Origin of the sequence: Microbacterium sp. Clip185, from assembly GCF_028743715.1 — a bacterium.
Taxonomy (GTDB): Bacteria; Actinomycetota; Actinomycetes; order Actinomycetales; family Microbacteriaceae; genus Microbacterium.
The window spans coordinates 683462-707196 of record NZ_CP117996.1 but is presented as its reverse complement, the minus strand read 5'-3'; the positions used below and the strand labels follow the sequence as shown (position 1 = coordinate 707196).

Genomic DNA, 23735 nt, shown 5'->3' with positions numbered 1-23735 from the left:
CGCATTACGCCAATTCGGCCACGTCAGACGGAGCGTTCTGCAATCCTGCGCCCCGGCGTGCACGGCGCGAGGCGACGACGGAATCCGCGGTCAACAGGATGAGCGCCGCCCACACGAGCGCGAAGCCCGCCCAGCGTCCGGCCGTCATCGGCTCACCCAGCACCCACCATCCGATGAGGAACTGCAGCACGGGTGCGACGAACTGGATGATGCCGAGCAACGTCAGAGGCGCCCGGCGCGCGCCCGCGGCGAACAGCAGCAGCGGAACGGCCGTCACGACCCCCGCCAGGGCGAGGGCCACCGTGGTGCCGACCCCCGCGGACGCGAAGCCCAGTCCTGTCGTCAGTCCCACCACGACCAGCTGCACGAGGGCGAGCGGCGTGAGCCAGAGCGATTCGAGAGTGAGCCCGCTGACCGCATCCACGGACGGGCCGATCTTCTTCTTCACGAGTCCGTAGAAGCCGAACGAGAACGCGAGGATGAGGGCAATCCACGGCATCGCGCCGTAGCCGACCACGATCACCACGACCGCGGCGGTCGCGAGCCCGATCGCGACCCACTGGGTAGGGCGCAGCCGCTCTCGCAGCACCAGCACGCCCAGCAGCACCGTGACGATCGGGTTGATGAAGTAGCCGAGGCTCGTCTCGATGACGTGGCCGCTGAGAGTGCCGATGAGGTAGGTCTGCCAGTTGACGTAGATCAGGATGCCGGCGAGCACGGTGAGGGCGACGAGCCTGCCCTGGCGCAGGATCGCCGCGAGGCGCCGCCACGAGCGCGTCACCACGATCAGGAGCGCGCAGAACACGAGCGACAACAGGATGCGCCACGCGACGATCTCGAAGGCGCCCACGGGCGCGAGCAGCAGGAAGTACAGCGGGAGCACGCCCCACAGCAGATATGCGGAGAAGGCGTAGAGGCCGCCGGCGAGGCCCTGCTCGGTGGGGGTGCGTGGGTTCACCGATCCAGCCTAGAACCGCAGCCGCCACCGGGACGCGCCCGCAATGAACGAAGCCCCCGACCGAGTGGCCGGGGGCTTCGAGGGGGCGATGTCAGCGAACGACGACCGCGAGCACGTCGCGTGCGGAGAGCACGAGGTACTCGTCGGCGCCGAACTTGACCTCGGTGCCGCCGTACTTGCTGTAGATCACGCGGTCGCCGACGGCGACGTCGAGCGGAACACGGTTGCCGTTGTCGTCGATGCGGCCGGGACCAACGGCCACGACCTCGCCCTCCTGGGGCTTCTCCTTGGCGGTGTCGGGGATGACCAGGCCACTAGCGGTGGTCTGCTCGGCCTCGACCTGCTGGATGACGATGCGGTCCTCGAGCGGCTTGATGGAAACCGACACGGTCTACCTCTTCTTTCTCGCTTCGTGAAACGGAAGACTCAGTTAGCACCCTCACACCGAGAGTGCTAATGGCAAGTCTAGAGGCGTCCTGGCACTCGTGCAACGCGAGTGCCAACACGGCCTCGCGCCTAGGCTGGAGCGATGGAGATGAGCGAGCTGCGCGCCCTTCTCACCCCCGAGGGCCTGCGCCTGTTGGATGAGACGGGCCCGGTCGAATCGACGGCAGCCGTCGCGGCGGCCGTCAGCAGGCTCCGCGCCGCGGGCCACGGGCCCGACCTCGTCTCCGCCGTCGTCGGCCAGGCGCGACTCCGTTCGCGCGCCGCAGTGAAGTTCGGGCCGTTCGCCGCCCGGATGCTCTTCACCCCGGCGGGTCTCGAGCAGGCCACGCGCCTGAGCGTGGCCGCCCGCCATGCCGGCCGGTTCCGCGACGCAGGTCGCCGCCGCATCGCGGATCTCGGGTGCGGCATCGGCGGCGACGCCCTGGGTTTCGCGGCCCTCGGGCTCGAGGTCACCGCGGTGGACGCCGATGAGCCGACGGCCGCCGTCGCCGCCTACAATCTGGCCCCCTTCGGCGACACCGTCACGGTTTCGCACGCCCGCGCGGAGGACGTCGATCTCAGCGACATGGATGCGGTGTGGCTCGACCCCGCGCGCCGCCCGGTGGGCGGCAGCCACAACGATCGGCTGCACCAGGACGAGTACAGTCCGGCACTCAGCTGGGCGTTCGAGCTCGCCGGACGCGTCCCCACCGGGATCAAGCTCGGCCCCGGCTTCGACCGCGACAGCATCCCCGACGATGTCGAGGCGCAGTGGATCAGCGTGGACGGGTCGACGATCGAGCTCGTGCTCTTCTCCCGGGAGCTGGCGCGCGAGGGGGTACGGCGCGCGGCGCTCGTCGTCCGCGGCGACGAGGTGCACGAGCTCACCTCCGCCCGAGACGCGGAGGATGTCGCCCCCCGCCCGCTCGGCGCGTTCCTGCACGAACCCGACGGCGCCGTCATCCGGGCCCGATTGATCGGAGACGTGGCGCGATCGCTGGATGCGGGTACGCTCGACGAACGCATCGCGTACCTCACCTCGGACGAGCCGGTCACGAGCCCTTTCGTGCAGAGCTTCCGCGTGCGCGAGCAGCTCCCCGCCGACGAGAAGAAGCTCGCCAGGGCTCTGCGCGAACGCGGCATCGGCACGCTCGAGATCAAGAAGCGCGGCGTCGACGTGGACCCGGCCCAGCTGCGCACCCGGCTCAAGCTCAAGGGCGATGCCTCGGCCACGCTGCTGTTGACGCGGATCGGCGACAAACGGACGGCGATCCTGGCGGATCGCGTCTGATCAGCCCTCGCCGACGGCCCTGCGTCGTCGGAACATCGCCCCCGCGCACACGAATGCCGCGGCGGCTCCGATCACGATCCCGCCTGCCGCAACGACCGCCGCCGCCCCCAGCAGCGCGTTGTCGTCGAGAAACGCCGACACGGCGATGAACACGACGCTCGGCACCAGCATGCAGGCCAGAATCCCGGCAGTGACCACGATGACAGGGCTGATTCGTCCCCACTCGATCCCCATGCTTGCGAACCTATCAAGCGCAGCCGGCCCACACGGCACGCTCGGAGGGGAGAAACGTCAGCCGAGCCAGCCCGACCGAATACCGGCGTACACGAGCCATCCCGCGCTGTAGACCAACGAGAGGGCGCCGAGGGCCACGCCCCACGCCGCGATCGGGCGGCTCTCCACCCTCCCGCGCAGCGACATAAGCCCCAGGACGACCGCCCCTACCCCGATCGGGAACCCCCAGCCGACCACGATGGCGACGATGAGGGCCACCACCGCGAACCCGAGCGAGAGGGTCGCGAAGTTGGCGGGCGCGCCCGCATCCGTCGTGGGCAGGGTCGCGGTCGTCGCGAGGGGCTCCTCGTGCTCGGCGACCTGCTCCTGCACGTCGACGGGCGCGGTCGGCGGGCGGGTGAATCCACCGCGATGGGTGCCGGGCAGCGCGGCGGCCTGCGTCGGGACGACGACGTCGTCCGAGGGCGACTCGACGCGGGCGAGGACCGGCCGGTCGTCGACGGGGCTCTTCTCCGGCGAGGGATCCAGGGCCGCGGCCAGCAGCGGCTGCGCGGCCGCGTCGTCCGGCCCGAACGCCGATGTCATCGACGCCGGCTCTTCCGGCGCGTCTCCTTCCCGCTCGTGACTCACCGCTGCTCCGCGACCTGGATCTCGGTGACCGGCAGCGTGGAATCGGCGCCGAAGCGCAGCGTCGAGGGAGCGCGCCCCGCAGAGATGAGCTCGGCGGCCAGGGCCGCGATCATCGCCCCGTTGTCGGTGCACAGACTCAGCGGCGGGATGCGGACCGCGACGCCGGCCGCCGTGCCGCGCTCCACAGCCACGTCGCGCAGCCTGCGGTTGGCGATGACGCCGCCGCCCAGCAGCAGGCGCGGCACGTCGTAGCGTTCGCACGCATCCAGCGCCTTGGTCACGAGCACGTCCACGACCGCCTCGCGGAAGGATGCGGCGACGTCGGGCACAGAGGCGTCCGGCGTCTGCTCGAGGTAGCGCGCCACGGCCGTCTTCAGACCCGAGAACGAGAAGTCGTAGCGGTGCTCCGCCATGTCGGACGCGCGGGAGAGCCCGCGCGGGAAGCGGATGGCGGTGGGATCGCCCTCGGCGGCGGCGCGGTCGATCTGCGGACCTCCCGGGTAGGGCAGGCCCAGGATGCGAGCGACCTTGTCGAACGCCTCCCCCGCGGCGTCGTCCACCGTCTCGCCGAGCAGCTCCACATCGCTCGTGAGGTCGCGCACGAGCAGCAGGGAGGTGTGCCCGCCGCTGACGAGCAGGGCCACCGTCGGATACTCGAGGGGTGCCGCATCCGCATCGAGGATGTCGGCGGCGATGTGCCCGACGAGGTGGTTGACGGCGTACAGCGGCTTGCCGAGCCCCACAGCGAGCGCCTTCGCCGCCCCCACACCCACCATGAGGGCGCCCGCGAGTCCTGGCCCGGAGGTGACGGCGACCGCATCCAGGTCGTGGAGGCCGACTCCCGCCTCGGCGAGCGCGGCGTGGATCGCGGGCTGCAGCGCCTCCAGGTGAGCGCGCGCGGCGACCTCGGGGACGACCCCGCCGTAACGGGCGTGCTCGTCCATGGAGCTGGCGATCGTGTTGGTCAGCAGCTCACGACCTCGGACGATGCCGATACCGGTCTCGTCGCAACTTGTCTCGATGCCGAGCACGAGTGGTCCGCTCACGAGCACCATCCTCCGTTCACACCGGATGCCGCCGCATCCTCACCGCGGGCCGCCGCCCACGCCGGCACGTCAAGGCGCATGACGATCGCGTCGACGTCGTCGGGCTGGTAGTAGCGGGGGCGCCGGCCTGCCTCGACGAAGCCCTCCGAGGCATACAGTCCCCGAGCGACGGGGTTGTCGTCGCGCACCTCGAGGAACACCTCACGGACGCCTCGTTCGTCGGCCTTCGCCAACAGCGTGCGCAGCAGCGCCCGTCCGAAGCCCCGCCCCCGCGCCGTCTCGTCCAGGGCGATCGTCTGGATGTCGCCGTCGCGCGCTCCGGCCGGCGCACGCAGGCCCGCGTAGCCGATCAGCCGGCCGCCCTCCTCCAGCACGACGTAGTGCCCGTGGGGCGAGGCGAGCTCCTCGCGCATCATGGCATCGCTCCACGCATCCGTCGGAAAGCTCGCCCGCTCCAGGCGCATGATCGCGTCGAGATCGGCCGGCATCGCCGGGCGGATCACGACCCCACCCGCTTGGGCGCGTGCGGGCTCGTGACGTCGGGGGAACGCAGGTACAGCGGCTCATCCGCGGCGATCGAGCGGCCTGCCGCCACCGCGCGCGCTCCGCACAGCGCGAGCACCGTGGCGGGGATCGCACTCGCGTCCATGCGCGCAGCGCCGAGCGCCGCGAGCCGGTCATCCAGCTCGTCGCGCGGGCTCAAGGCGGGACCGGTGACCCGCTCGGGCAGGCCGTCGTCGTCGAGGCCGCGGTAGACCGTGTAGGCGAACTCGCGACGCCGCGCGTCGGTGACGACGGCGAACGTGCCGGCGTCCGCATCCTCCATCGTCGAGGCGAGCAGCACACCGAGCGCGACGGCGTCGTGGCTCGCGACGGGCACCACGGGCACGCCCCGGGCGAGCGCGAAGGCGCGCGCGGCGGCGATGCCGATCCGCAATCCCGTGAAGGGGCCAGGACCCATGCCCGCGACGACGTGCGTGATGCGGGCGTCGTCGTCGGCTCCCAGCCCCGAGCCGTGCGCAGCCGTCGTCGCGGCAGCCTGGGTCACGGTGAGAAGCAGGTCGCCGATGACCTCGGCGTGGCCCAGAGGGTTGTCGCTGGAGACGTCGGCGCGCACGACGCCGTCGGGGTCGATGACGGCCAGCGCCGTTCCGAGCGAGGTGTCGATGCCGAGGAACACCTCTCCAGGGTAATGGGGCAGCGCGTCGGCCCTCAGAGGGTGTGGTGCGTGATCGTCACCAGACGCGGCGTCTCGGCATCGAGGTCGTCGTTGTGCCGCTGATACGTGCCGCAGGCGCTGTCGACGCCGCGACCATCCCACTCGCGGTCGAGCTCGACCTCCCACCAGGAGTCCGCGATCGCCTCGATGAGCCCGTGACCCCACTCCACGACCACGACCGAGCCCGGCAGATCGATGTCGAGGTCGTCGAGCTCCGCCGCCGATCCCAAGCGGTAGGCGTCCACGTGGACCAGCGGCGCTCCGCCGGTGAGCGAGGGATGCGTGCGTGCGATCACGAAGGTGGGGCTCTGGATCGGACCGCGCACGCCGAGCCCCGCGGCGATCCCGCGCGTCAGGGTCGTCTTGCCCGCGCCGAGCGCCCCCGTCAGCACGACGACGTCGCCCGCGCGCAGACGCTCGCCGATCTCCCGCCCCAGCTGCTCCATCGCCTGCGGCGAGACGATCTCCCGTTCGCCGAGCAACTCGTCCATCGTGCGCTCACCGACCTCGTCCGTCATGTCGTCTGGAACACCGGGGGTGCCGGATTCATGCCCGCTCATCGCTCGATGTGGCGCCGGGGCACACGTGCACCGATCCGTGTGACGATCTCGTAGTTGATGGTGCCCGCCGCATCCGCCCAGTCGGTCGCCGAGGGCGCGCCGAGGGTCGGGTCGCCGAAGAGCACGACCTCGTCGCCCAGGCGCACCTCGGCATCGCCCACGTCGACGACGAACTGGTCCATCGCGATGCGTCCGGCCACGCGGTGGCGCCGGCCCGCGATGCGCACGGGACCCGCGCCGGATGCCTGCCGCGGCACGCCGTCGGCGTAGCCCAGGGGCACGAGCGCCAGCGTCGTGTCGGCCTCGGTGCGGTAGTCGTATCCGTACGAGACGCCCTGCCCCGCACCGACACGCCTGACGGCGGCGACGGCGGCGCGCAGCGTCATCGCCGGGCGCAGGCCCAGATCCGCGGACGAACGGTCTTCGAAGGGCGACAGGCCGTAGATACCGATCCCGATGCGCACGCAGTTCAGGCGGGTCTGCGGCAGCGCCAGGGCGGCGTGCGTCGCCGCGATGTGATGCAGGCGAGGCGTCAGCCCCGCGACGGATGCGGCAGCGACCGCATCCTCGAAGCGCGCGAGCGCCGCCAGGTCGTCCTGGGCGGAGGCGTTGGAGAGGTGGCTGAAGATGCCGATCACACGTACCCGGCCCAGCCGCTCCCAGCGAGCGGCCTCCGCGAACAGTGCCGCGTAGTCGGCGGGTGAGGCGCCGTTGCGCCCCAGCCCGGTCTCGAGCTTGAGGTGCAGCACGGCGGGGCGATCGCCGCTTCCGGCGGCGGCCGCGGCGCTCAGCTGGTCCATGTTCGACACGCCCAGCTCGATGCCGCGCTCGACCGCCTCACCGAAGGAGGCGCCGGGGGCATGCAACCAGGCGAGGATGGGCGCATCGATCCCGGCGCGCCGCAGGGCCAGCGCCTCGGCGACGTCGGCGACGCCGATCCGCGTCGCACCGCCGGCGAGCGCCGCCGCGGCGGAGCGCGCGGCTCCGTGTCCGTACCCGTCGGCCTTGACGACGGCGATGACCTCGACGCCCGTCAATCGCCGAAGATGGCGCACGTTGTCGGCGATCGCTTCGACATCGATGATCGCTTCTCGCATGACCCCGGCCGGCAGCGTACTCATGGGACCTCCCGTCGCCGCATCCACGGTACCGGGTGACGCAGGGCGCTCAGCGCCGCCACTTGGCGGCGGGCGGCTCCCAGGCCGCGAATCCCGCGAGCAGCTCCTCCGGGTCGGCGGCGACACCGAGGGTGTCGCGGAAGTCGGCGGTCAGGAAGCCGGCGTCGACCATGCCGTCCAGCATCGCGCCCAGGGGCGCCCAGTAGCCGTCGACGTCGTAGAGCGAGACGGGCTTGCGGTGCAGGCCCAGCTGCAGCCAGGTCCACGCTTCGAAGAGCTCCTCGAGCGTTCCCGCCCCGCCGGGGAGGGCCACGAACGCGTCGGCGAGCTCTGCCATCCGCATCTTGCGCTCGTGCATGTCGGCCACGATCTCGAGCCGCGTGAGGCCGGGGTGGGCGAGTTCCGCATCCACCAGGGCCTGCGGGATCACTCCATGCACCTCACCCCCGGCGGCGAGGGCGGCAGCCGCCACGACGCCCATGAGTCCGGCACGCCCACCGCCGTACACGAGCCCGAGGCCGGCCGTAGCGAGAGCCCGGCCCACTGCGGCGGCGGCCTCGGCGTAGGCCGGCGAAGCGCCGAGGGCCGAGCCGGTGTAGACGGCGACGCGCGCGATCATTCCGGTGCCGCCTCGGCGACGACATACGCCGTGGCGAGGCCCGCGTCGTGACTCATCGAGAGGTGCAGCGCCACGACACCGCGTGCCGCGACGACCTCGGCCGTGGAGCCGGTCAGCGCGAAGACCGGTCGCCCCGACGGCTCCGAGGCCACCTCGATCTCGACCCAGTGCACGCCGTCCGAACCGCCGAGCGCCTTGATCAGCGCCTCCTTGGCGGCGTAGCGCGCAGCCAGCGAGCGCGGCTTCAGCACGCGCTCCGCCGGGGAGAACAGGCGGGTCAGCAGGCCCGGCGTGCGCGCGAGCGTGCGCTCGAACCGCGGCACGTCGACCAGGTCGACGCCGATTCCGACGATCATGTGCCCTCCCGGATGCGGCCGCTCGCCGCATCCGCCACCCTATCCGCGCCCCCGGATGCCCGAGTTGCGTCGCCCGTGCGCAACCGCCACAGGAACACGCAAGCGCGCCTGTTCATCACAGGCGCGCTTGCGCAGAAGTGTGGCTCTTACTCGACCGTGACCGACTTGGCCAGGTTGCGCGGCTGGTCCACATCCAGGCCCTTGGCCGTGGCGAGACCCATCGCGAAGATGTGCAGCGGCACGACCGCGAGCAGCGCCTCGAACAGCGGACCCGCGAGCGGGATGTGCAGCACCTCGTCGGAGAACGGCAGCACGCTCGCGTCGCCCTCCTCCGCGATCACGATGACGCGGGCGCCGCGCGCGCGGATCTCCTGGATGTTGGAGACCACCTTGTCGTGCAGCACCGAGGACTCCCGCGGCGACGGCACGATCACGAACACCGGCTGACCGGGCTCGATCAGCGCGATGGGCCCGTGCTTGAGCTCGCCCGCGGCGAAGCCCTCGGCGTGGATGTAGGAGATCTCCTTGAGCTTGAGGGCGCCCTCCAGCGCGATCGGGTAACCGACGTGACGGCCGAGGAACAGCACCGAACGGGTGTCGGCCATCCAGTGCGCGAGCTGCGTGATGCGCTCCTGCTGCGTCTCGAGGATCGTGCTGATCTTGCCGGGCACCGACTCGAGCTCGCGCACGTGGTCGGCGATCTCGGCGGCTGTGAGCGAGCCGCGCACGCGCGCGATGTGCAGCGCGAGCAGGTAGATCGCGGTGATCTGCGCGACGAAGGCCTTCGTCGAGGCCACCGCGACCTCGGGTCCGGCGTGCGTGTAGACGATCGCGTCCGACTCGCGCGGGATGGTGGCGCCCTGCGTGTTGCAGATGGAGAGCGTGCGTGCGCCGCGCTCGCGGGCGTACTTGACCGCCATGAGGGTGTCCATGGTCTCGCCCGACTGGCTGATCGACACGACGAGCGTGCGCGGCCCGATCACCGGGTCGCGGTAGCGGAACTCGTGGGCGAGTTCGACGTCGACCGGGATGCGGGTCCACAGCTCCAGCGCGTACTTGCCCGTCTGACCGGCGTAGGCCGCCGTGCCCGCCGCGATGATGACCACGCGGTCGATGTCGGCGAAGAGCTCGTCGAGACCGTCGAGCTCGGGAACGACGACCGCGCCGTCGCGGATGCGTCCGCGGATGGTGTTGGCGACGGCCTCGGGCTCCTCCGAGACCTCCTTCGCCATGAACGAGGACCATCCGCCCTTCTCGGCGGCGGCAGCATCCCACGTCACTTCGAACGGCTCGGGCTCGACGACGTTGCCGTCGAAGTCCGTGACCTCGACGCCCTCGGGCGTGATGGCCACGATCTCGTCCTGGCCGATCGCCAGCGCATTGCGGGTGTACTCGACGAACGCCGCCACATCGGAGCCGAGGAAGTTCTCCCCCTCGCCCAGGCCGATGACCAGCGGCGAGTTGCGGCGGGCGGCCACGACGAGCCCCGGGTGGTCCTTGTGCATCGCCAGCAGCGTGTAGGCGCCTTCGAAGCGGCCGACGGTCGCGCGGAAGGCGGCGATCAGGTCGCCGGATGCGGCGTACTCGCGGCCGATCAGGACCGCGGCGACCTCGGTGTCGGTCTCGCTGCGGAACGTGTAGCCCTCGCTGACCAGCTCGGCCTTCAGAGCCGCGAAGTTCTCGATGATGCCGTTGTGGATGACGGCGAGCTTGTCGTCGTCGGCCAGGTGCGGGTGCGCGTTCGCGTCGGTCGGTCCGCCGTGGGTGGCCCACCGCGTGTGGCCGATCCCCGTCGTGCCGTCCGCGAGCGGGACACGAGCGAGGTCATCGCGCAGGACGCTCAGTTTGCCGGCGCGCTTGCGCATCCCGAGGCCGCCGTCGGCGTCGATCACCGCGATGCCGGCCGAGTCGTATCCGCGGTACTCGAGACGGGCCAGGCCCGAGATCAGGATGTCCTGGCTCGGCCGAGGGCCGACATATCCGACGATTCCACACATGGACTCCATCGTAGTTGCGCGCAGCCGTGAAGCCGCCCGGTGCCGGGCCGTGCAATCCGTGGGCCCAGTCGGGGCCCGCGCGTGCCGGGCCGGTGGTGCCGAACGCGTGTCGGGCCGGTGGTGCCGAACGCGTGCCTCTCGCAGGGGCGACAGTTTCCCGCATCCGCACCAGTGAATGACTGTGGCGGATGCGGAAAGGTGTGGCATCCGCGCAACTGCGACGCAACTCGGGCACCGGAGGGTTACCCGGGGCGGGCGGGTCAGAGCTTGCGCAGGAGCACCGTCTCGACGGCGTGGGAGGCGCCCTTGCGGAGAACGAGGGAGGCGCGGTGACGGGTGGGCAGCACGTTCTCGAGGAGGTTCGGCAGGTTGATGCTGTTCCAGTAGTAGGCTGCTCGCTCGCGTGCGTCCTCGTCCGAGATGTCCGCGAACACCCGGAAGAACGAGCTCGGGTTGCTGAAGGCCGCATCCCGCAGCGCCAGGAACCGATCGGTGTACCAGCGCTGGATGTGCTCCGGTTCCGCATCCACGTAGATCGAGAAGTCGAACAGGTCGCTCACCGCGACGTCGTGCGGGACGGGCGGTGGCTGCAGCACGTTCAGGCCCTCGACGATCACCACGTCGGGACGGTGCACGCTCGTGTGGGCGTCGGGGACGATGTCGTACCGCATGTGCGAGTAGTACGGCGCCTGCACCTCGGCCGCCCCCGACTTCACCGCCGTGAGGAAGGCGATCAGCGCCCGGCGGTCGTAAGACTCGGGAAAGCCCTTGCGGTCCATCAGCCCGCGCCGCTCCAGCTCCGCGTTCGGATAGAGGAAGCCGTCGGTCGTGACCAGCTCGACGCGTGGGGTGCCCGGCCAACGACTGACGAGCTCGCGCAGAAGTCGGGCGATCGTGGACTTCCCGACGGCGACGGAGCCGGCCACGCCGATCACGAACGGCGTCGTCTCGTCGGGCTCGCCGAGGAAGGTGCTCTCCTCCGCGCCGAGGCGCTTGGTGGCGGATGCCCGCAGCGAGAGCAGCCGGCTCAGCGGCACGTAGACCTCGCGCACCTCAGTGACATCGAGCATGTCGCCCAGACCACGCAGCTGCACGACCTCGGCCTCGGTCAACGGCTGGTCCATACCGCGGGCCAGTCGCGCCCAGTCGGCACGCTCGATCTCGCGGTACAGGGACTCGGCTGACGCCGCCGACAGGGTGGTCTCCTCTGGCACCCGCCCATCGTAGTGGCGGCGCGTCGGCGTGGCGTTCTCCCTCGCAGCGCGCGGATAGGTCGGCGCCGCTACTCTCATCGGGTGCGGCTCGGAGTTCTCGACATCGGTTCCAACACCGTGCATCTGCTCGTCGCGGATGCGCACCCCGGCGGAAGGCCGCTCGCGACGACGAGCCACCGCACCGTCCTGCGCCTCATGCGCTACCTGACCCCTGGGGGCGCCATCAGCGAAGAGGGCGTCCGTGCGCTCGAGGATGCGGTCGCCGAGGCGCGCGAGACGGCCAGGCGCGAGGGGGTCGCGGAACTTCTCGCGACCGCCACCTCCGCCGTGCGCGACGCGACCAACGGGGAGCTCGTGATCGCCAGGATCGAGGAGGCGCTGGGCCAACCCCTCCAGGTCCTCGGCGGCGAGGACGAGGCGCGCTTCACCTTCCTCGCGGTCCGGCGCTGGCTCGGCTGGTCGGCGGGTCAGATCCTGCTCCTCGACATCGGTGGCGGCTCGCTGGAGATCGCCGCCGGTGCCGACGAACTGCCCCAGCTCGCCGCATCCGTCCCTCTCGGCGCCGGCCGGATGACGGTGGGATACCTGCCAGAGGATCCTCCGGGAGAGGAGGCGCTCGAGCGGCTGCGCGCACACGCCGCCGAGGTGCTCGCCCCCGTGGCGGCCGACTTCCAGGCACTGCCGCGGCCCGACCACGTGGCAGGCTCCTCGAAGGCCATCCGCTCGCTCGCCCGACTCGCCGGCTACCCCGTGCCGGGATGGTCCGGGAGCGAACGGCTGCTGCTGCCGCGTCAAGCCCTCGGCTCGTGGATCCCCCGTCTGGCGCGACTGCCGGCCAGCGCACGCCAGGAACTGCCCGGAATCACCCCCGATCGCACCTTCCAGATCGTGGCGGGCGCCGTGGTGCTGCACACCGCGATGCGCACGCTGGAGATCGACGAGCTCGAGGTGAGCCCCTGGGCGCTGCGCGAGGGCGTGCTTCTGCGATACATCGAGGCGATGGCCTGGGGCTGACGACCCGTAGCCCCCGCAGCGGGGGCGAACATAGACTGACCGCCGTGATCCGCGGGGGGCCATCTGCACCCGTCCCGCGGATCACGGAACCGACGTCCCCCCATTGGCGGCCGCCGCCATCTCGATAGCAGGACCTTCCGTCGGTAGGAACGAAAATATGCCAACTCAGGACGAACAACAAGACTCTGGACGCAGAGTCCATAACGATTCGTCACAGACGGGCCGCGCGCGACGCATCCCCCGTGACGAATTGCGTCGTCGCGTCCTGGATGCGGCGGCGGATCTCCTGGCCGACGGCGCGGTGAGCGTGGGACTGCACCAGCTGAACATGGAGGAGCTCATCCGGCGGGTCGGTGTGCCCCGAAGCTCCGCCTTCGCGGCGTTCGGCGGGAAGGACCAGCTGCTCTCCGCACTCATGCTGCGCCTGCTCGAGCCGCGCGGCCCGCACCCGATCGGCTACTCCGCCGCCACCATCCAGATCGCGACGGCGGTCTTCGAGCAGTACGCCGACCACCTGGTCGACCCGCACGGCGCACCCGACCCCGCCGGCATCGAGCGGGTCCTGCAGGAGTCCGTGCGCCGAGCCATCGGGCAGAACGTTCTCGACACGATGGCCTCCACCGAGTGGAAGAACTACATGGCGCTGTCCGTGTCGGTCAGCTCGCTCCCCCTCGACCAGCAGGCGGAGGTGCGCCGCGCGCTCGCAGCGAGCGAGACCCGGTTCCTGGCCGAGATCGCGGACATCTACCAGCGAGTCCTCGCCCGTGTCGGGCGGGAGCCGGCCCCGGGCGTCACGTGGTTGCAGATCGCCGCGGCCGGCGCGTCGCTCATCGAGGGCATGGCCAGCAAACGCCTCGTCGGCATCGAGGGGATCGACGACGTGGTGCTGCGCACCGGCATCGACGGCGAGGACGTTCCCTGGGAGCTGCCGGCGCTCGCGTTCTGGTCGCTGCTGATGGGCCTGACCCGCCCCACCGGTGAACCCCGTCACACGGCCTGAGCACCGCCGGGCGAGCCGATAGGCTACGGGGGCGCTCCAGAAGCCCACCCTCGGCGCGCCGACCCTCTCCTGCTTGCGAAGGAACACCGTGGCGAGACTGCGCATCGCCCTCGTCGAGGATCAGCCCCTTTACCGCGACATGCTCGCCGGACTCCTTCGGGCGGTTCCCGACTTCGATCTCGTCGCCGCCGTGAGCTCGGCCGCCGAGGCGGCCGACTTCCCTCGCGACCTCGACGTCGCCCTGCTGGACATCACCCTCCCCGACGGCGACGGAATCGAGGTGGGCCGCGGCCTGCAGGAACGTCAGGGCTCGCTGTCGATCGTGCTGCTGTCGGCCGTGGACCGACTCAACACCCTGCTCGACGTGCCCGAGGAGCAGCGCCGTCGGTGGAGCTACCTCTCCAAGACCTCCGCACTGTCGGCGCCCTCGCTGGTCTCGGCCCTGCGCGCCAGCGCGAGCGGACGCAGCGTGCTCGACCGGGAGCTCGTCGAGCGTCGTCGGGCACGCCCGAGCGGACGGCTCGCCGCCCTCAGCGCCCGTCAGTTCGAGGTGCTGACGCTGCTGGCCGAAGGACTCACGAACACCGCGATCGCCCGGCGGCTGGATCTCGCCGACCGGTCCGTCGACAACCATGTCAACGCCGTCTACAGCTCACTCGGGCTCGGCGGGGACGCGGAGCGCAACCCGCGCGTGAGCGCCGTGCGTATCTTCCTCGAGGAGAGCGCGTGAGCGCAGATCCTCCGGGCCCCAGCGCCCTCATGGATCACGCCGCCGACCAGCGGCAGTTCTCTCTGGTCGCACTGGCCCTCGGCGGCACCCTCTCCCTGGCGGCGAGCCTGCAGGCCGTCCTCCTGCTCGGCGGCGACCTCGCACCCGCCGTCGATCTGCTGGTGCGCGCGGCGATCAACCTGATCGGCGTGGCCATCGCGACGGCGCTCGCCGTCTCGGCCGAGCTCATCTCGCTCACCGGAATCGTGCGCTTCGCGGTCCTCGCGTCCTGCTCGGTGGTCGCCGAGGCATGTCGCGCCGGTATTCAGTTGCTCGTGGGCATCTCGTCGCCGGACGACGTGGCTCTCGCGGAATCGGTGATCGCCGCCGTCCTCATGTCGGTGACGTTCGTGTTCGCTCTGCAGAGCGTCAGCTCGCGGCGCCGCGCCCGCGAGTCGGAACGCGCGCGCCTGGCACAGGCCACGATGGGGCTCACGGCTCTGGCAGCACTCGCGGACGAAGAGCTGCACATGCGACGCGAACTCGCGGACGCCCTGCACACCACGCTGCAGGGTCGCGTGGTCATGCTGCAGGTCGAACTCCGCGACCTCGCCGCCGATCTGGACGACGCGGCCCGCGCCCGGGCGGAGCACATCGGCCGCGAGCTGGACGCACTGCGCGAGATCGAGCTGCGCGGAGCCAGCGCGGCCCTGTATCCGGAGGGCATCGACCGGGGGCTGGTCGCGGCGCTTCGCGCGCTGACCTCCCGCATCCCGGCGGCGATCGACGCATCGCTCGTGATCATTCCCTCCGGAGCCGAGCCCGCACTCGATCTCGGCCGACGCCTCACCCTGGCGCGGGTCGCCGAGGAGGGCGTCTCCAATGCTCTGCGCCACGGCCGCGCCACACGGGTCGACACCGTGCTGCACGTCGGCATCGATGAGATCACGCTCACGGTGCGCGACGACGGCGCGGGAGTGGATCCGACGGCCGCCCGCAGCGGGCTGCGCCGCCTCTCCGACCTGCTCCAGGGACTCGGCGGGAGTCTGGAGCTCTCACCGACGCCGTCGGGAGCCCAGCTCGTCGCCCGCATGCCGCGGGGCTGAGAGCTCAGAGCGCGAGACGCTCGCGCACGACGCCCGCCAGACGCTCAGCGATGCGCTGAGCCTGCTGGGCGTCCTCCGCCTCGACCATGACGCGCACGAGCTGTTCCGTGCCGGACGCGCGCAGAAGCACCCGCCCGCTCGATGCCAGCTCGGCTTCCGCCTCGGCGACCGCCTCGGCGACACCCGGATCGGCGACCCGGGTGCGGTCGACGCCCTTGACGTTGATGAGCACCTGCGGGAACACCGTCATCACGGCGGCGAGCTCGGCGAGCGAGCGTTGCTGGCGCGCCATCTCCGACATCAGGTGCAGCCCCGTCAGCAGTCCGTCGCCGGTGGTCGCGAAGTCGCTCATGATCACATGACCCGACTGCTCGCCGCCCAGCGCGTACCCGCCGGCGTTCATCTCTTCCAGCACGTATCGGTCGCCGACGGCCGTCTGCAGGACGCGGATGCCGTTGGCGGCCATCGCCCGGTGAAGCCCGAGGTTGCTCATCACGGTGGCGACGAGGGTGTCGTCGCGCAGCACACCGCGATCGCGCATCGATACGGCCAGGATCGCCATGATCTGGTCGCCGTCGATGACGCGCCCGGCCGCATCCACGGCGAGGCAGCGGTCGGCGTCGCCGTCGTGCGCGATGCCGAGATCGGCACCCGCGCGCAGCACTTCCGCCGTGAGATGGTCGAGGTGCGTCGAGCCGACACCGTCGTTGATGTTGAGCCCGTCGGGGTCGGCACCGATGACAGTGACACGCGCGCCCGCATCGCGGAACGTCTCGGGAGAGACGCCGGCAGCGGCGCCGTGCGCGCAGTCCAGCACCACGTGCAGACCGTCGAGACGGTGCGGCAGCGACTGCAGCAGGTGCACGACGTAGCGGTCCTCGGCGTCGGCGAAGCGACGGATGCGGCCGACCTCGGCGCCCGTGGGCTGGAGCTTGGGGCCCGCGAGGGCGAACTCGATGCGCTGCTCGACGGCGTCGGGCAGCTTCACGCCGCCGCGCGCGAAGATCTTGATCCCGTTATCGGGAGCGGGGTTGTGCGATGCCGAGACCATCACTCCGAAATCGGCGTCGATGTCGCCGATGAGGAAGGCGGCCGCGGGCGTGGGGAGCACACCGGCATCCAGGACGTCGACACCCGAGGAGGCGAGGCCCGCGGCGACGGCAGCCGCCAGGAACTCTCCCGAGATCCGCGGGTCGCGTGCGACGACCGCGGTGGGCCGCTTGCCCGCCGCACGGCGGGCTTCTGCGGAACGGCCCTGGCCCAGGACGACAGCGGTCGCCTGGGCCAGGGAAAGCGCCAGATCGGCAGTGAGGGGGCCGTTGGCCAGCCCCCGCACGCCGTCCGTACCGAACAACGCCATTCGGCGTGTCAGCGCTTCGAGTACTGAGGAGCCTTGCGGGCCTTCTTGAGACCAGCCTTCTTGCGCTCCTTCACACGAGCGTCACGCGAGAGGAAGCCGGCCTTCTTGAGGGTCGGGCGGTTGTTCTCGACGTCGATCTCATTCAGCGCGCGGGCGATGCCCAGACGCAGCGCACCGGCCTGGCCCGAGGGGCCGCCACCGTGGATGCGCGCGATCACGTCGTACGCGTCGGTGAGGTTGAGGAGCGTGAAGGGGTCGGTCACGAGCTGCTGGTGCAGCTTGTTCGGGAAGTAGTCCTCGAACGTGCGGCCGTTGATGGTGATCGTTCCCGAGCCCGGAACCAGACGCACGCGGGCGATGGCCTGCTTGCGACGGCCGACGGCTGCGCCGGGGACCGAGAGCACGGGGCGCTCGGCGACGACGGCTGCGACGTCGGTGGGGGTCTCGGTGGAGTAGTTGGAGGTTTCTTCGGTGTTCGCCACGAGAGTGTCCTTAGTCTGAGCGGCGCTTACTGGGCGACCTGGTCGAAGGCGTAAGCCGTGGGCTGCTGCGCGGCGTGCGGGTGCTCCGCACCGCGGTAGACCTTCAGCTTCGAGAGCTGCTGGCGACCCAGGCTGTTCTTGGGGAGCATGCCGCGGACGGCCTTCTCCACTGCGCGGACGGGGTTCTTCTCGAGCAGCTCCGAGTAGGTGACGGACTTGAGGCCGCCCGGGTAGCCGGAGTGGCGGTACGCCTTCTTCTGCTCGAGCTTCTGCCCGGTGAGGGCCACCTTGTCGGCGTTGATGACGATGACGAAGTCACCGGTGTCGACGTGGTTGGCGAAGGTGGGCTTGTGCTTGCCGCGGAGAAGGGTGGCCGCGTGCGAGGCGAGGCGTCCGAGGACGACGTCGGTCGCGTCGATGACCAGCCACTCGCGCTGGATCTCGCCAGCCTTGGGGGTGAAAGTGCGCGTCACGTTAGTGCTGCTTTCTTGATCGAACGGAGAGGTTCGTGAATCCCGCTCCGGGGTGCTTCTCGCAAGAGAAGACGCCAGTGGAGGGCTCACGTTCGTGGTACCGATCAGCAGGGATGCGGCACCAAACGAGAAGCTTAGCACGCGGAGCTCCCCCGCCCCGCATCCACCAGCCATCGCGGTCGAGGATGGGCATGCACACAACTTGTGCAAAGAAACTATGCATGCCTAGAGTAACCGCATGGACGAGTCCCGACGCGACAGCACCATCCGCCTCGACAGCCGCGCCGTGCGCGCGCTCGCTCATCCGCTGCGCTCGCGCATCCTGAGCCGACTGCGCACCCACGGCCCCGCCACCGCGACCGAGCTCGCCGCCGCCCTGGGCACCAACTCGGGCGCCACGAGCTACCACCTGCGCGCTCTCGGCGAGGTCGGGCTCGTGACCGACACCGGAGAGGGCGAGGGCCGTCGCCGCGAGTGGCGTGCGGCGAGCGAGCGTCACTCATGGGTCAATTCCGACTTCGCCGGCGATGAGGACGCTCGCACCGCCCTGGCGTGGCTGAGTCGTGACTACGTGCGTCAGTTCGCGACGGGCGCCGAGCGCTGGCTGGATGCGGCAGAGCACTGGCCGGCGGAATGGGTGGACGTGCTGGGTCTGTCCGACGGCTTCCTCACCGTGACACCCGAGCAGACCGCCGCCTTCTCCGCTGAGCTGGCGGATCTCATGGCGCGCTACCGCGACGCGGGCGCGGCCGACCCGCGGGCGCGCCGCATCCACGTCACCTCGTTCGCGAGGCCTCTCGACCTGGATGACGCGTGATCGACGCCGCCGGTGCCGAGCGCCGATTGCTGTGGCTGACCGCGCTGCGCTGGCTCCCGGTCGGATTCACCTTCGGACTCACCGCACTCCTGCCGCTGGAGCGCGGTCTCAGTCTCGTCGAGGTCGGTGCCATCCTTTCGGTGCAGGGCGTCGTCGCCCTCCTGCTGGAGCTGCCGACCGGCGGGCTCGCCGACGCGCTCGGGCGCCGACCGGTGCTGCTGATCGCGGCCCTCATCGGTCTCGCGTCGACCGTGCTGTTCGTGCTCGCACAGGACGTGGCCGCGTTCGCCGTCGCCATGCTGCTGCAAGGCGTGTTCCGCACCCTCGACTCCGGCCCGCTCGAGGCCTGGTACGTCGACGCAGCGCACGCCGACGATCCCGCCGCCCCTGTCGAGCAGGGTCTCGCCCGGTCGGCCACGGTGCTCGGCGTCTCGATCGCGGCCGGAGCGCTCGGGGGCGGCCTGCTCGTCGCATGGGCGCCCCTCCCCGGCCTGTCGGCGCTCGTTCTGCCCTTCCTCGTGAGTCTCGCCCTGTCCGCCGTGGGGGTGGTCGTCACGGCGATCCTCGTCGTGGAGCCGGCCCGTCCCCGCCCGAGGCTGCGAGGCGCCGGCGCCTCGTCTTCCGGACTGCGGGGAGCGCTGCGCCTGTTCCGCCGCTCCCCGATCCTGCGGGCGCTGTTGGCCGTGGAGGTCTTCTGGGCCGTGGCCTTGGTCGCCTTCGAGACCCTCACACCGGTGCGGCTGGCGGAGCTCGCCGGCGGTGAGGACGTGGCGGGCGCTCTGTTCGGGCCGGCGTCCGCCGCCGCCTGGGGGCTCTTCGCCCTGGGCTCGCTCCTCGCGGGGCGGGCGGCGCGGCGATGGGGCGTGGCTGTCACGGCGGCGCTCGCCCGCATCCTGAACGGCGCGTTCGTCGTCGTGATGGGGATCGTCGCGGGGCCCGTGGGTCTGCTCGCCGCGTACGGTGCCGCGTACCTGTCCCACGGCGCCGCCGGACCCATGCACAACACGCTGCTGCACCGGCAGGCCGACGCCGGCACGCGTGCCAGCGTGCTCTCCGCCAACGCCATGGTCTCCGGTGGCGTCTACAGCGCGGGCCTCATCGCCTTGACGGCGCTGGCCGAGCACACGGGTACGGGCATCGCCTTCGCCGTCGCCGGCGCCTTCAGCGTTCTCGGCGCGCTGTGCTATCTGCCCGCCTGGCGGGCCGAGCGCGCTGCCGACCCCGGGTGAGACGGTCGCCGTGGACTCTTCGTCCACAGAACGGCGCACGGCGTGAGCCGAGGTCGCCGACATTCCGTAACGTAAGGCTGTGATACCCGATGCAGCGACCCCCGTCCGCGGGTTGCGCACCGTCCCGTTCCTGGCCGCCGTCAATCTCGCAGCCCTCGGGGCACTGACCGCCCCCGCGGTCGTCGGGCTTCCGGTGCGGGTGGCGGCCTTCGTCCCCGCGGCCGACCGCGCGGGGACGCTCGCGATGGTGATCGCCGCGGGTGCCGTCGCCGCGATCGTGGCGAACCCGCTCGTCGGGTTCCTCTCCGACCGCACGCGCTCCGGGTGGGGCAGACGCCGTCCCTGGATGCTGGCCGGCGCGTTCAGCGGCCCGCTGGCGACGTGGTGGCTGCTGAGTGCGAGCGACGTGTTCACCCTGGTTCTCGCGTGGATCGGGATGCAGATCTGTTACAACGCGGTGCTGGCCACCGCGGCAGCGCAACTCGCCGATACGGTGCAGGAGAGGTGGCGCGCGGCGGCATCCGGGATCTTCGCCGCTGCTGCTTTCCTCGGCACCGTTCCCCCGCTCGTCATCGCGGCGACCCTCCCCACCCAGCTGGTGCTCGCCTCGGCCATCATGCCCGCGGCTGCGGTGATCGCGGTCGTGCTGTGCGTGCTGTTCGTGCCGGACAGAGCCGTCACATCCGCCCCGGCACCCGCGCCCTCGCCGCGACCGTCCCGCTTCGCCATCGCCCCCGGCTTCGCCCTCGTGTGGGTGCAGCGGCTCCTGCTGCAGTCGGCGTTCTCGCTGACCACCGCCTTCACCCTGTATTTCGTCATGGATCGCATGCTGCGCGATCAGGCATCGGCGACGAGCGTCACCTCGCTGTCCACCGTGCTCGGCGGCGGCGCCATCGTCATCGCCGCCGTCACGATGGGACTGCTCGCCGGTCGCCGAGGCGACTACCGGCCGTTCCTCGCGGCCGCCATCGTCGGTCTCATCGCGGCATCGCTCCTGCGCGCATTCGCCGCGGATCCGCTCCAGCTGTGGACGAGTGCGGTCGTGGGCGGCCTCGCCATGGGCACCTTCTTCGCCGTCGACTTCGCGCTCGCGCTGCGCACGATCCCCGCCGAACGCACCGGCGCCTACCTCGGGATCCTCAACGCCACCGAGACCATCCCCCAGGTCGTCGGGCCCCTCGCGGCCGCCGCGCTGCTCGCCACCGGCGGCGACGCGCTCGGCGGCCGCGGCGGCAACTACGTCGCGCTGTACGTCACGGCGGCGGCGGTGGCACTGCTCGCGCTGGTGCTGCTGCGACTGGTCGCGCCCTACGCGCGGCGCCCCGTCAGTGCTGGGAACCCAGAAGATCCAGCGCCGCGAGTGCCCGAAGAGCATCGGCGCGCGAGCTGACGCCGAGCTTGCGGTAGAGACTGCGCAGCTGCGACTTCACGGTGTTCGGCGAGACGACGAGCGCGGCCGCGATCTCTGCGACCGTCTCGCTGCGCGTCAATTCGTCGGCCACCGCGATCTCACGAGGAGTCAGCTGCACGCGGCGGCGGGTCGCCGGGATCATGCCGATCCGCAACGCACGCGCGATCAGCTCCCTCGCGTGCGGGTCGACCGCGATCTCGGCCATGGCCTCGAGAGCGTTCGTCGGCACCATCGCCAGCGGAACGAACAGCCCCCGCTGATCGAGCACCGCGCTCAGACGCCCCAGCATCCGCCTGGCTCCGTCCAGGTCCGCGCCCGCCAGAGCGAGCGCCCCGACGGTGAGCGCGAGGTGCTCGGTCTCGATGCGCGGGGATGCCGCCATGCCCGCCGAGGCCTGCAGCACGCGCACGGCTCCCTCCACGTCGCCGGCCGCGAGCGCGATGCGCCCGAGGCTCACGCCGCGGCGCATGGGCTCCTTCTCCTTCGTCACGACCCGTTCCGCCCCGGCGGCGTCCCCCGCCGCGAGCAGCACGAGAGCGCGCGTGTGGCGGAGCCTGCTGAGCGTCAGCTCACTCGTCGCGTGACGCGCCTGCTGGGTGCGCAGCGCGTTCGACAACAGGGCGTGCGCTGCGCCGACCCGCCCGCGCGCGAGAGCGATGAGAACGTCGACGTGCGTCAGCAGCGGCCAGTGCTCGATCGTCGCGCGATGCGGATCGAGGATGCGGATCGCGGCATCCGCCGCGTCCGGGTCGCCGTCCTCGAGGGCCGAGAAGCCACGCGCCAGCTGGAGGAAGCTCCCGGGGTAGCCGTCGATCCAGCGTTCGGGCCAGGCCCGCGAGAGCGCCTCCTCGATGACCTCGCGCGCATCCTCGACCTCGCCGGCGACGGCGAGCGTGCCCGCGGCGAGGGCGAGGCCCTGAAGTCCCGCGAACAGTCCCTTCGTGTCGCTGACCGCCGTCGAGCGGCGGAAGCAGTCGAGGGCCTCGGCGGTGAACCCGCCGTAGAACAGTGACGTGCCGATCTGGTTGTACACGGTCGGCTCGTTGCGCCCGAGCCGGTCCCGCTCGGCCGCATCCATCTCCTGCAGTGCGCGGTAGCCGTCTCGCGCCGCGGCTGTCGCTCCGGAGCGACCGGACACGCGATAGGAGGTCGTCTCGATCGCCCGGAGCAGCACGCGGTCGGCGGGCGGTGCCGTGGCCCGCTGCATCCGGGCGCCGTACACCGCCAGACCGAAGTACTCGAGGGCGCGCAGGCGCTGAGTGCCGCTGGCGTTGGCGACGATCGCGAGCACCATCGCGACCAGCGGCCGAGTGCGCAGCGACAGCAGCGGCACGTGGGCGAACAGCTCGGTCAGACGGCCGCGGTAGGTGACCAGCTCGTTCCAGTGGCGGCGGATGACGTCGTCGATGAGGGCGGCGTCATCGATCTCCACCGCCCGCCGCAACGCCGAGAACGCGAGGCCCCGCTCGAGCTCCCAGCGCGCGACACGGCGCACGATCTCGCGCACCTCGGGCCGCGACCGCTCGCGCCGCAGGCTCTCCTCCGCGGCCAGGCGCAGGAACGGGGAGAAGACGAACACGGCCGAGGAGTCACGCAGTCCCGGCGTCTCCCAGGAGCCAAGCCCCTCCGCCTCCGCTGTCTCGAGCAACCGCAGCGCATCGGATCGGCCGGAGATCGCCTCGGCCAGACGCACATCGAGCGCGTCGGCGATGGCCACCGTCTCGAGGAACCTCACGAAGGCGTCGTCCCACGCTCCGCCGCGCAGCCGCAGCAGCGAGCGGGCCGCCTGCTCCACGTTCGCGCCCGTCCCGGCGCCGACATCGCCGAGCGCCAGCATCCGGGCGAGGGCGGGAACGCCGCCGGCGGCGACGATCTCGTCGGCGGTCGAGGGGTCGGCGGTGAGCTCCAGCGCCTCGGATGCGGTGAGCGCGAGCTCCTCCCTGCCCACGATGACCGCGTCGACGAGGACCGCGAGGCTCGGCTCGGTGAAAAGGGAGGCACGGCGCACGGCGACCCGCACGAGGAGCTCGGGCACGTCGGCGAGGACCTCGATGAGTCCCCGCACCGTGGCCTCCGACAGTCGATCGCCGTCGTCGAGCGCGATGGCGATGGGCCCCCTCTGGCGCCGCAGGCCCCGGGCGAGCAGCCCCCACGGATCGTCGTCGACGGCGAGCGTCTCCGCCGCGGTACGCAGCGGATCGCCCTCGTCCAGCAGACCCGCGTCCGCGAGCTGGGCGGCGAGCTGCTGCACGAAGGGGCGCGGTTCGCCGCCGCCGTCGCGCACCCGCATCCAGACGCCGCGCCGGTCGGTGCTGCGCGCCCACTGCGCCATCGCGACGGTCTTGCCGTACCCCATGGGCGCGTGCAGGACCACCAGCGGCGCCGCGTCATCGAGCGCGGTCACCAGGCGGGATCGCGCGAGGACGCCGACGCCGGCACGCGGCACAGCGGACAGGCTCATCGGGT

General features: G+C 71.5%; 25 protein-coding genes. 8 read left to right on the top strand and 17 right to left on the bottom strand.

From position 1 onward, the window contains the following. Positions 1 to 4 precede the first annotated feature (4 nt). Together rarD and groES are read right to left on the bottom strand one after the other, a co-directional pair. Positions 5 to 958 carry an EamA family transporter RarD gene (gene rarD, locus PQV94_RS03430; protein WP_274287405.1) on the bottom strand — a complete coding sequence of 318 codons (954 nt, stop codon included), beginning with the start codon at positions 956 to 958 and terminating at the stop codon, positions 5 to 7. A 91-nt stretch (positions 959 to 1049) separates the two neighbouring features. Beyond that, positions 1050 to 1346: a co-chaperone GroES gene (groES, locus tag PQV94_RS03425; protein WP_047543013.1), complete on the bottom strand. Its 297-nt coding sequence runs from the start codon at positions 1344 to 1346 to the stop codon at positions 1050 to 1052. Positions 1347 to 1487: 141 nt separating this feature from the next. On the opposite strand from groES, the gene PQV94_RS03420 reads away from it, so the two are divergent. Next, positions 1488 to 2675, top strand: coding sequence for a class I SAM-dependent methyltransferase (locus PQV94_RS03420; RefSeq protein WP_274287404.1), 1188 nt, complete (start codon positions 1488 to 1490; stop codon positions 2673 to 2675). Here PQV94_RS03420 and PQV94_RS03415 read toward each other — a convergent pair whose 3' ends face one another. The 11 genes from PQV94_RS03415 to coaA form a co-directional block, all read right to left on the bottom strand. After that, entirely contained in the window at positions 2676 to 2909 is a 234-nt protein-coding gene (locus PQV94_RS03415; RefSeq protein WP_274287403.1) for a hypothetical protein, read from the bottom strand. Between the two features lie 57 nt (positions 2910 to 2966). Then, complete coding sequence (locus PQV94_RS03410) at positions 2967 to 3494, bottom strand: hypothetical protein (RefSeq protein ID WP_274287402.1); 528 nt, start codon at positions 3492 to 3494, stop codon at positions 2967 to 2969. Positions 3495 to 3535: 41 nt separating this feature from the next. Next, on the bottom strand, positions 3536 to 4594 hold the full coding sequence (gene tsaD, locus PQV94_RS03405) for a tRNA (adenosine(37)-N6)-threonylcarbamoyltransferase complex transferase subunit TsaD (RefSeq protein WP_274287401.1): 1059 nt from the start codon (positions 4592 to 4594) through the stop codon (positions 3536 to 3538). Then, a complete protein-coding gene (gene rimI / locus PQV94_RS03400) occupies positions 4582 to 5073 on the bottom strand; it encodes a ribosomal protein S18-alanine N-acetyltransferase (RefSeq protein ID WP_274288210.1) in 492 nt (163 codons plus the stop codon). The genes tsaD and rimI overlap by 13 nt, the downstream gene beginning before the upstream one ends. Positions 5074 to 5084: 11 nt before the next feature. Then, entirely contained in the window at positions 5085 to 5765 is a 681-nt protein-coding gene (tsaB, locus tag PQV94_RS03395; RefSeq protein ID WP_274287400.1) for a tRNA (adenosine(37)-N6)-threonylcarbamoyltransferase complex dimerization subunit type 1 TsaB, read from the bottom strand. Between the two features lie 32 nt (positions 5766 to 5797). After that, on the bottom strand, positions 5798 to 6295 hold the full coding sequence (gene tsaE / locus PQV94_RS03390) for a tRNA (adenosine(37)-N6)-threonylcarbamoyltransferase complex ATPase subunit type 1 TsaE (RefSeq protein ID WP_274288209.1): 498 nt from the start codon (positions 6293 to 6295) through the stop codon (positions 5798 to 5800). A 65-nt stretch (positions 6296 to 6360) separates the two neighbouring features. Further along, complete coding sequence (gene alr / locus PQV94_RS03385) at positions 6361 to 7485, bottom strand: alanine racemase (RefSeq protein ID WP_274287399.1); 1125 nt, start codon at positions 7483 to 7485, stop codon at positions 6361 to 6363. Positions 7486 to 7531: 46 nt separating this feature from the next. Further along, positions 7532 to 8101 carry a TIGR00730 family Rossman fold protein gene (locus PQV94_RS03380; protein WP_274287398.1) on the bottom strand — a complete coding sequence of 190 codons (570 nt, stop codon included), beginning with the start codon at positions 8099 to 8101 and terminating at the stop codon, positions 7532 to 7534. Further along, on the bottom strand, positions 8098 to 8457 hold the full coding sequence (locus PQV94_RS03375; RefSeq protein ID WP_274287397.1) for a holo-ACP synthase: 360 nt from the start codon (positions 8455 to 8457) through the stop codon (positions 8098 to 8100). Before PQV94_RS03375 ends, PQV94_RS03380 begins: the two co-directional genes overlap by 4 nt. A gap of 146 nt (positions 8458 to 8603) precedes the next feature. Further along, entirely contained in the window at positions 8604 to 10454 is a 1851-nt protein-coding gene (glmS, locus tag PQV94_RS03370; protein ID WP_274287396.1) for a glutamine--fructose-6-phosphate transaminase (isomerizing), read from the bottom strand. Between the two features lie 260 nt (positions 10455 to 10714). Continuing rightward, positions 10715 to 11668: a type I pantothenate kinase gene (coaA, locus tag PQV94_RS03365; protein WP_274287395.1), complete on the bottom strand. Its 954-nt coding sequence runs from the start codon at positions 11666 to 11668 to the stop codon at positions 10715 to 10717. Between the two features lie 81 nt (positions 11669 to 11749). On the opposite strand from coaA, the gene PQV94_RS03360 reads away from it, so the two are divergent. From PQV94_RS03360 to PQV94_RS03345, 4 genes are all read left to right on the top strand, one after another. Beyond that, on the top strand, positions 11750 to 12682 hold the full coding sequence (locus PQV94_RS03360) for a Ppx/GppA phosphatase family protein (protein WP_274287394.1): 933 nt from the start codon (positions 11750 to 11752) through the stop codon (positions 12680 to 12682). Between the two features lie 250 nt (positions 12683 to 12932). Further along, positions 12933 to 13682, top strand: coding sequence for a TetR family transcriptional regulator (locus PQV94_RS03355; RefSeq protein WP_274287393.1), 750 nt, complete (start codon positions 12933 to 12935; stop codon positions 13680 to 13682). Between the two features lie 88 nt (positions 13683 to 13770). Continuing rightward, complete coding sequence (locus PQV94_RS03350) at positions 13771 to 14412, top strand: LuxR C-terminal-related transcriptional regulator (RefSeq protein WP_274287392.1); 642 nt, start codon at positions 13771 to 13773, stop codon at positions 14410 to 14412. Next, a complete protein-coding gene (locus tag PQV94_RS03345; RefSeq protein WP_274287391.1) occupies positions 14409 to 15497 on the top strand; it encodes a sensor histidine kinase in 1089 nt (362 codons plus the stop codon). Before PQV94_RS03350 ends, PQV94_RS03345 begins: the two co-directional genes overlap by 4 nt. Positions 15498 to 15501: 4 nt before the next feature. Here the strand turns inward: PQV94_RS03345 and glmM are convergent, their stop codons facing one another. From glmM to rplM, 3 genes are read right to left on the bottom strand one after another with little or no spacing between them, the layout of a single operon-like run. After that, positions 15502 to 16857, bottom strand: a complete 1356-nt coding sequence (gene glmM / locus PQV94_RS03340; protein WP_274287390.1) for a phosphoglucosamine mutase — start codon at positions 16855 to 16857, stop codon at positions 15502 to 15504. 8 nt (positions 16858 to 16865) lie between these two features. Next, entirely contained in the window at positions 16866 to 17339 is a 474-nt protein-coding gene (gene rpsI, locus PQV94_RS03335) for a 30S ribosomal protein S9 (RefSeq protein ID WP_274287389.1), read from the bottom strand. Between the two features lie 26 nt (positions 17340 to 17365). Then, entirely contained in the window at positions 17366 to 17812 is a 447-nt protein-coding gene (rplM, locus tag PQV94_RS03330) for a 50S ribosomal protein L13 (protein WP_243226823.1), read from the bottom strand. Between the two features lie 238 nt (positions 17813 to 18050). Here rplM and PQV94_RS03325 point away from each other — a divergent pair, with 238 nt between their 5' ends. The 3 genes from PQV94_RS03325 (at position 18051) to PQV94_RS03315 (ending at position 21248) form a co-directional block, all read left to right on the top strand. Further along, the gene (locus tag PQV94_RS03325) at positions 18051 to 18629 is read left to right on the top strand and encodes an ArsR/SmtB family transcription factor (protein WP_274287388.1); all 579 of its coding nucleotides are present in this window, start codon (positions 18051 to 18053) and stop codon (positions 18627 to 18629) included. Further along, on the top strand, positions 18626 to 19858 hold the full coding sequence (locus tag PQV94_RS03320) for an MFS transporter (RefSeq protein WP_274287387.1): 1233 nt from the start codon (positions 18626 to 18628) through the stop codon (positions 19856 to 19858). The genes PQV94_RS03325 and PQV94_RS03320 overlap by 4 nt, the downstream gene beginning before the upstream one ends. A 79-nt stretch (positions 19859 to 19937) precedes the next feature. Next, positions 19938 to 21248, top strand: coding sequence for an MFS transporter (locus tag PQV94_RS03315; RefSeq protein ID WP_274287386.1), 1311 nt, complete (start codon positions 19938 to 19940; stop codon positions 21246 to 21248). Here PQV94_RS03315 and PQV94_RS03310 read toward each other — a convergent pair. Beyond that, positions 21184 to 23730 (bottom strand): LuxR C-terminal-related transcriptional regulator, encoded by a 2547-nt coding sequence (locus PQV94_RS03310; protein ID WP_274287385.1) that lies wholly within the window; start codon positions 23728 to 23730, stop codon positions 21184 to 21186. The genes PQV94_RS03315 and PQV94_RS03310 overlap by 65 nt on opposite strands. Positions 23731 to 23735 lie beyond the last annotated feature (5 nt).

Bases quoted from the DNA above. Each gene is read 5' to 3' on its own strand.
- PQV94_RS03420 (WP_274287404.1), top strand. From the start codon at position 1,488: ATGGAGATGAGCGAGCTGCGCGCCCTTCTCACCCCCGAGGGCCTGCGC.
- PQV94_RS03415 (WP_274287403.1), bottom strand. From the start codon at position 2,909: ATGGGGATCGAGTGGGGACGAATCAGCCCTGTCATCGTGGTCACTGCC.
- PQV94_RS03410 (WP_274287402.1), bottom strand. From the start codon at position 3,494: ATGACATCGGCGTTCGGGCCGGACGACGCGGCCGCGCAGCCGCTGCTG.
- tsaD (WP_274287401.1), bottom strand. From the start codon at position 4,594: ATGGTGCTCGTGAGCGGACCACTCGTGCTCGGCATCGAGACAAGTTGC.
- rimI (WP_274288210.1), bottom strand. From the start codon at position 5,073: ATGCCGGCCGATCTCGACGCGATCATGCGCCTGGAGCGGGCGAGCTTT.
- tsaE (WP_274288209.1), bottom strand. From the start codon at position 6,295: ATGGACGAGTTGCTCGGCGAACGGGAGATCGTCTCGCCGCAGGCGATG.
- alr (WP_274287399.1), bottom strand. From the start codon at position 7,485: ATGAGTACGCTGCCGGCCGGGGTCATGCGAGAAGCGATCATCGATGTC.
- PQV94_RS03380 (WP_274287398.1), bottom strand. From the start codon at position 8,101: ATGATCGCGCGCGTCGCCGTCTACACCGGCTCGGCCCTCGGCGCTTCG.
- PQV94_RS03375 (WP_274287397.1), bottom strand. From the start codon at position 8,457: ATGATCGTCGGAATCGGCGTCGACCTGGTCGACGTGCCGCGGTTCGAG.
- glmS (WP_274287396.1), bottom strand. From the start codon at position 10,454: ATGTGTGGAATCGTCGGATATGTCGGCCCTCGGCCGAGCCAGGACATC.
- glmM (WP_274287390.1), bottom strand. From the start codon at position 16,857: ATGGCGTTGTTCGGTACGGACGGCGTGCGGGGGCTGGCCAACGGCCCC.
- PQV94_RS03325 (WP_274287388.1), top strand. From the start codon at position 18,051: ATGGACGAGTCCCGACGCGACAGCACCATCCGCCTCGACAGCCGCGCC.
- PQV94_RS03310 (WP_274287385.1), bottom strand. From the start codon at position 23,730: ATGAGCCTGTCCGCTGTGCCGCGTGCCGGCGTCGGCGTCCTCGCGCGA.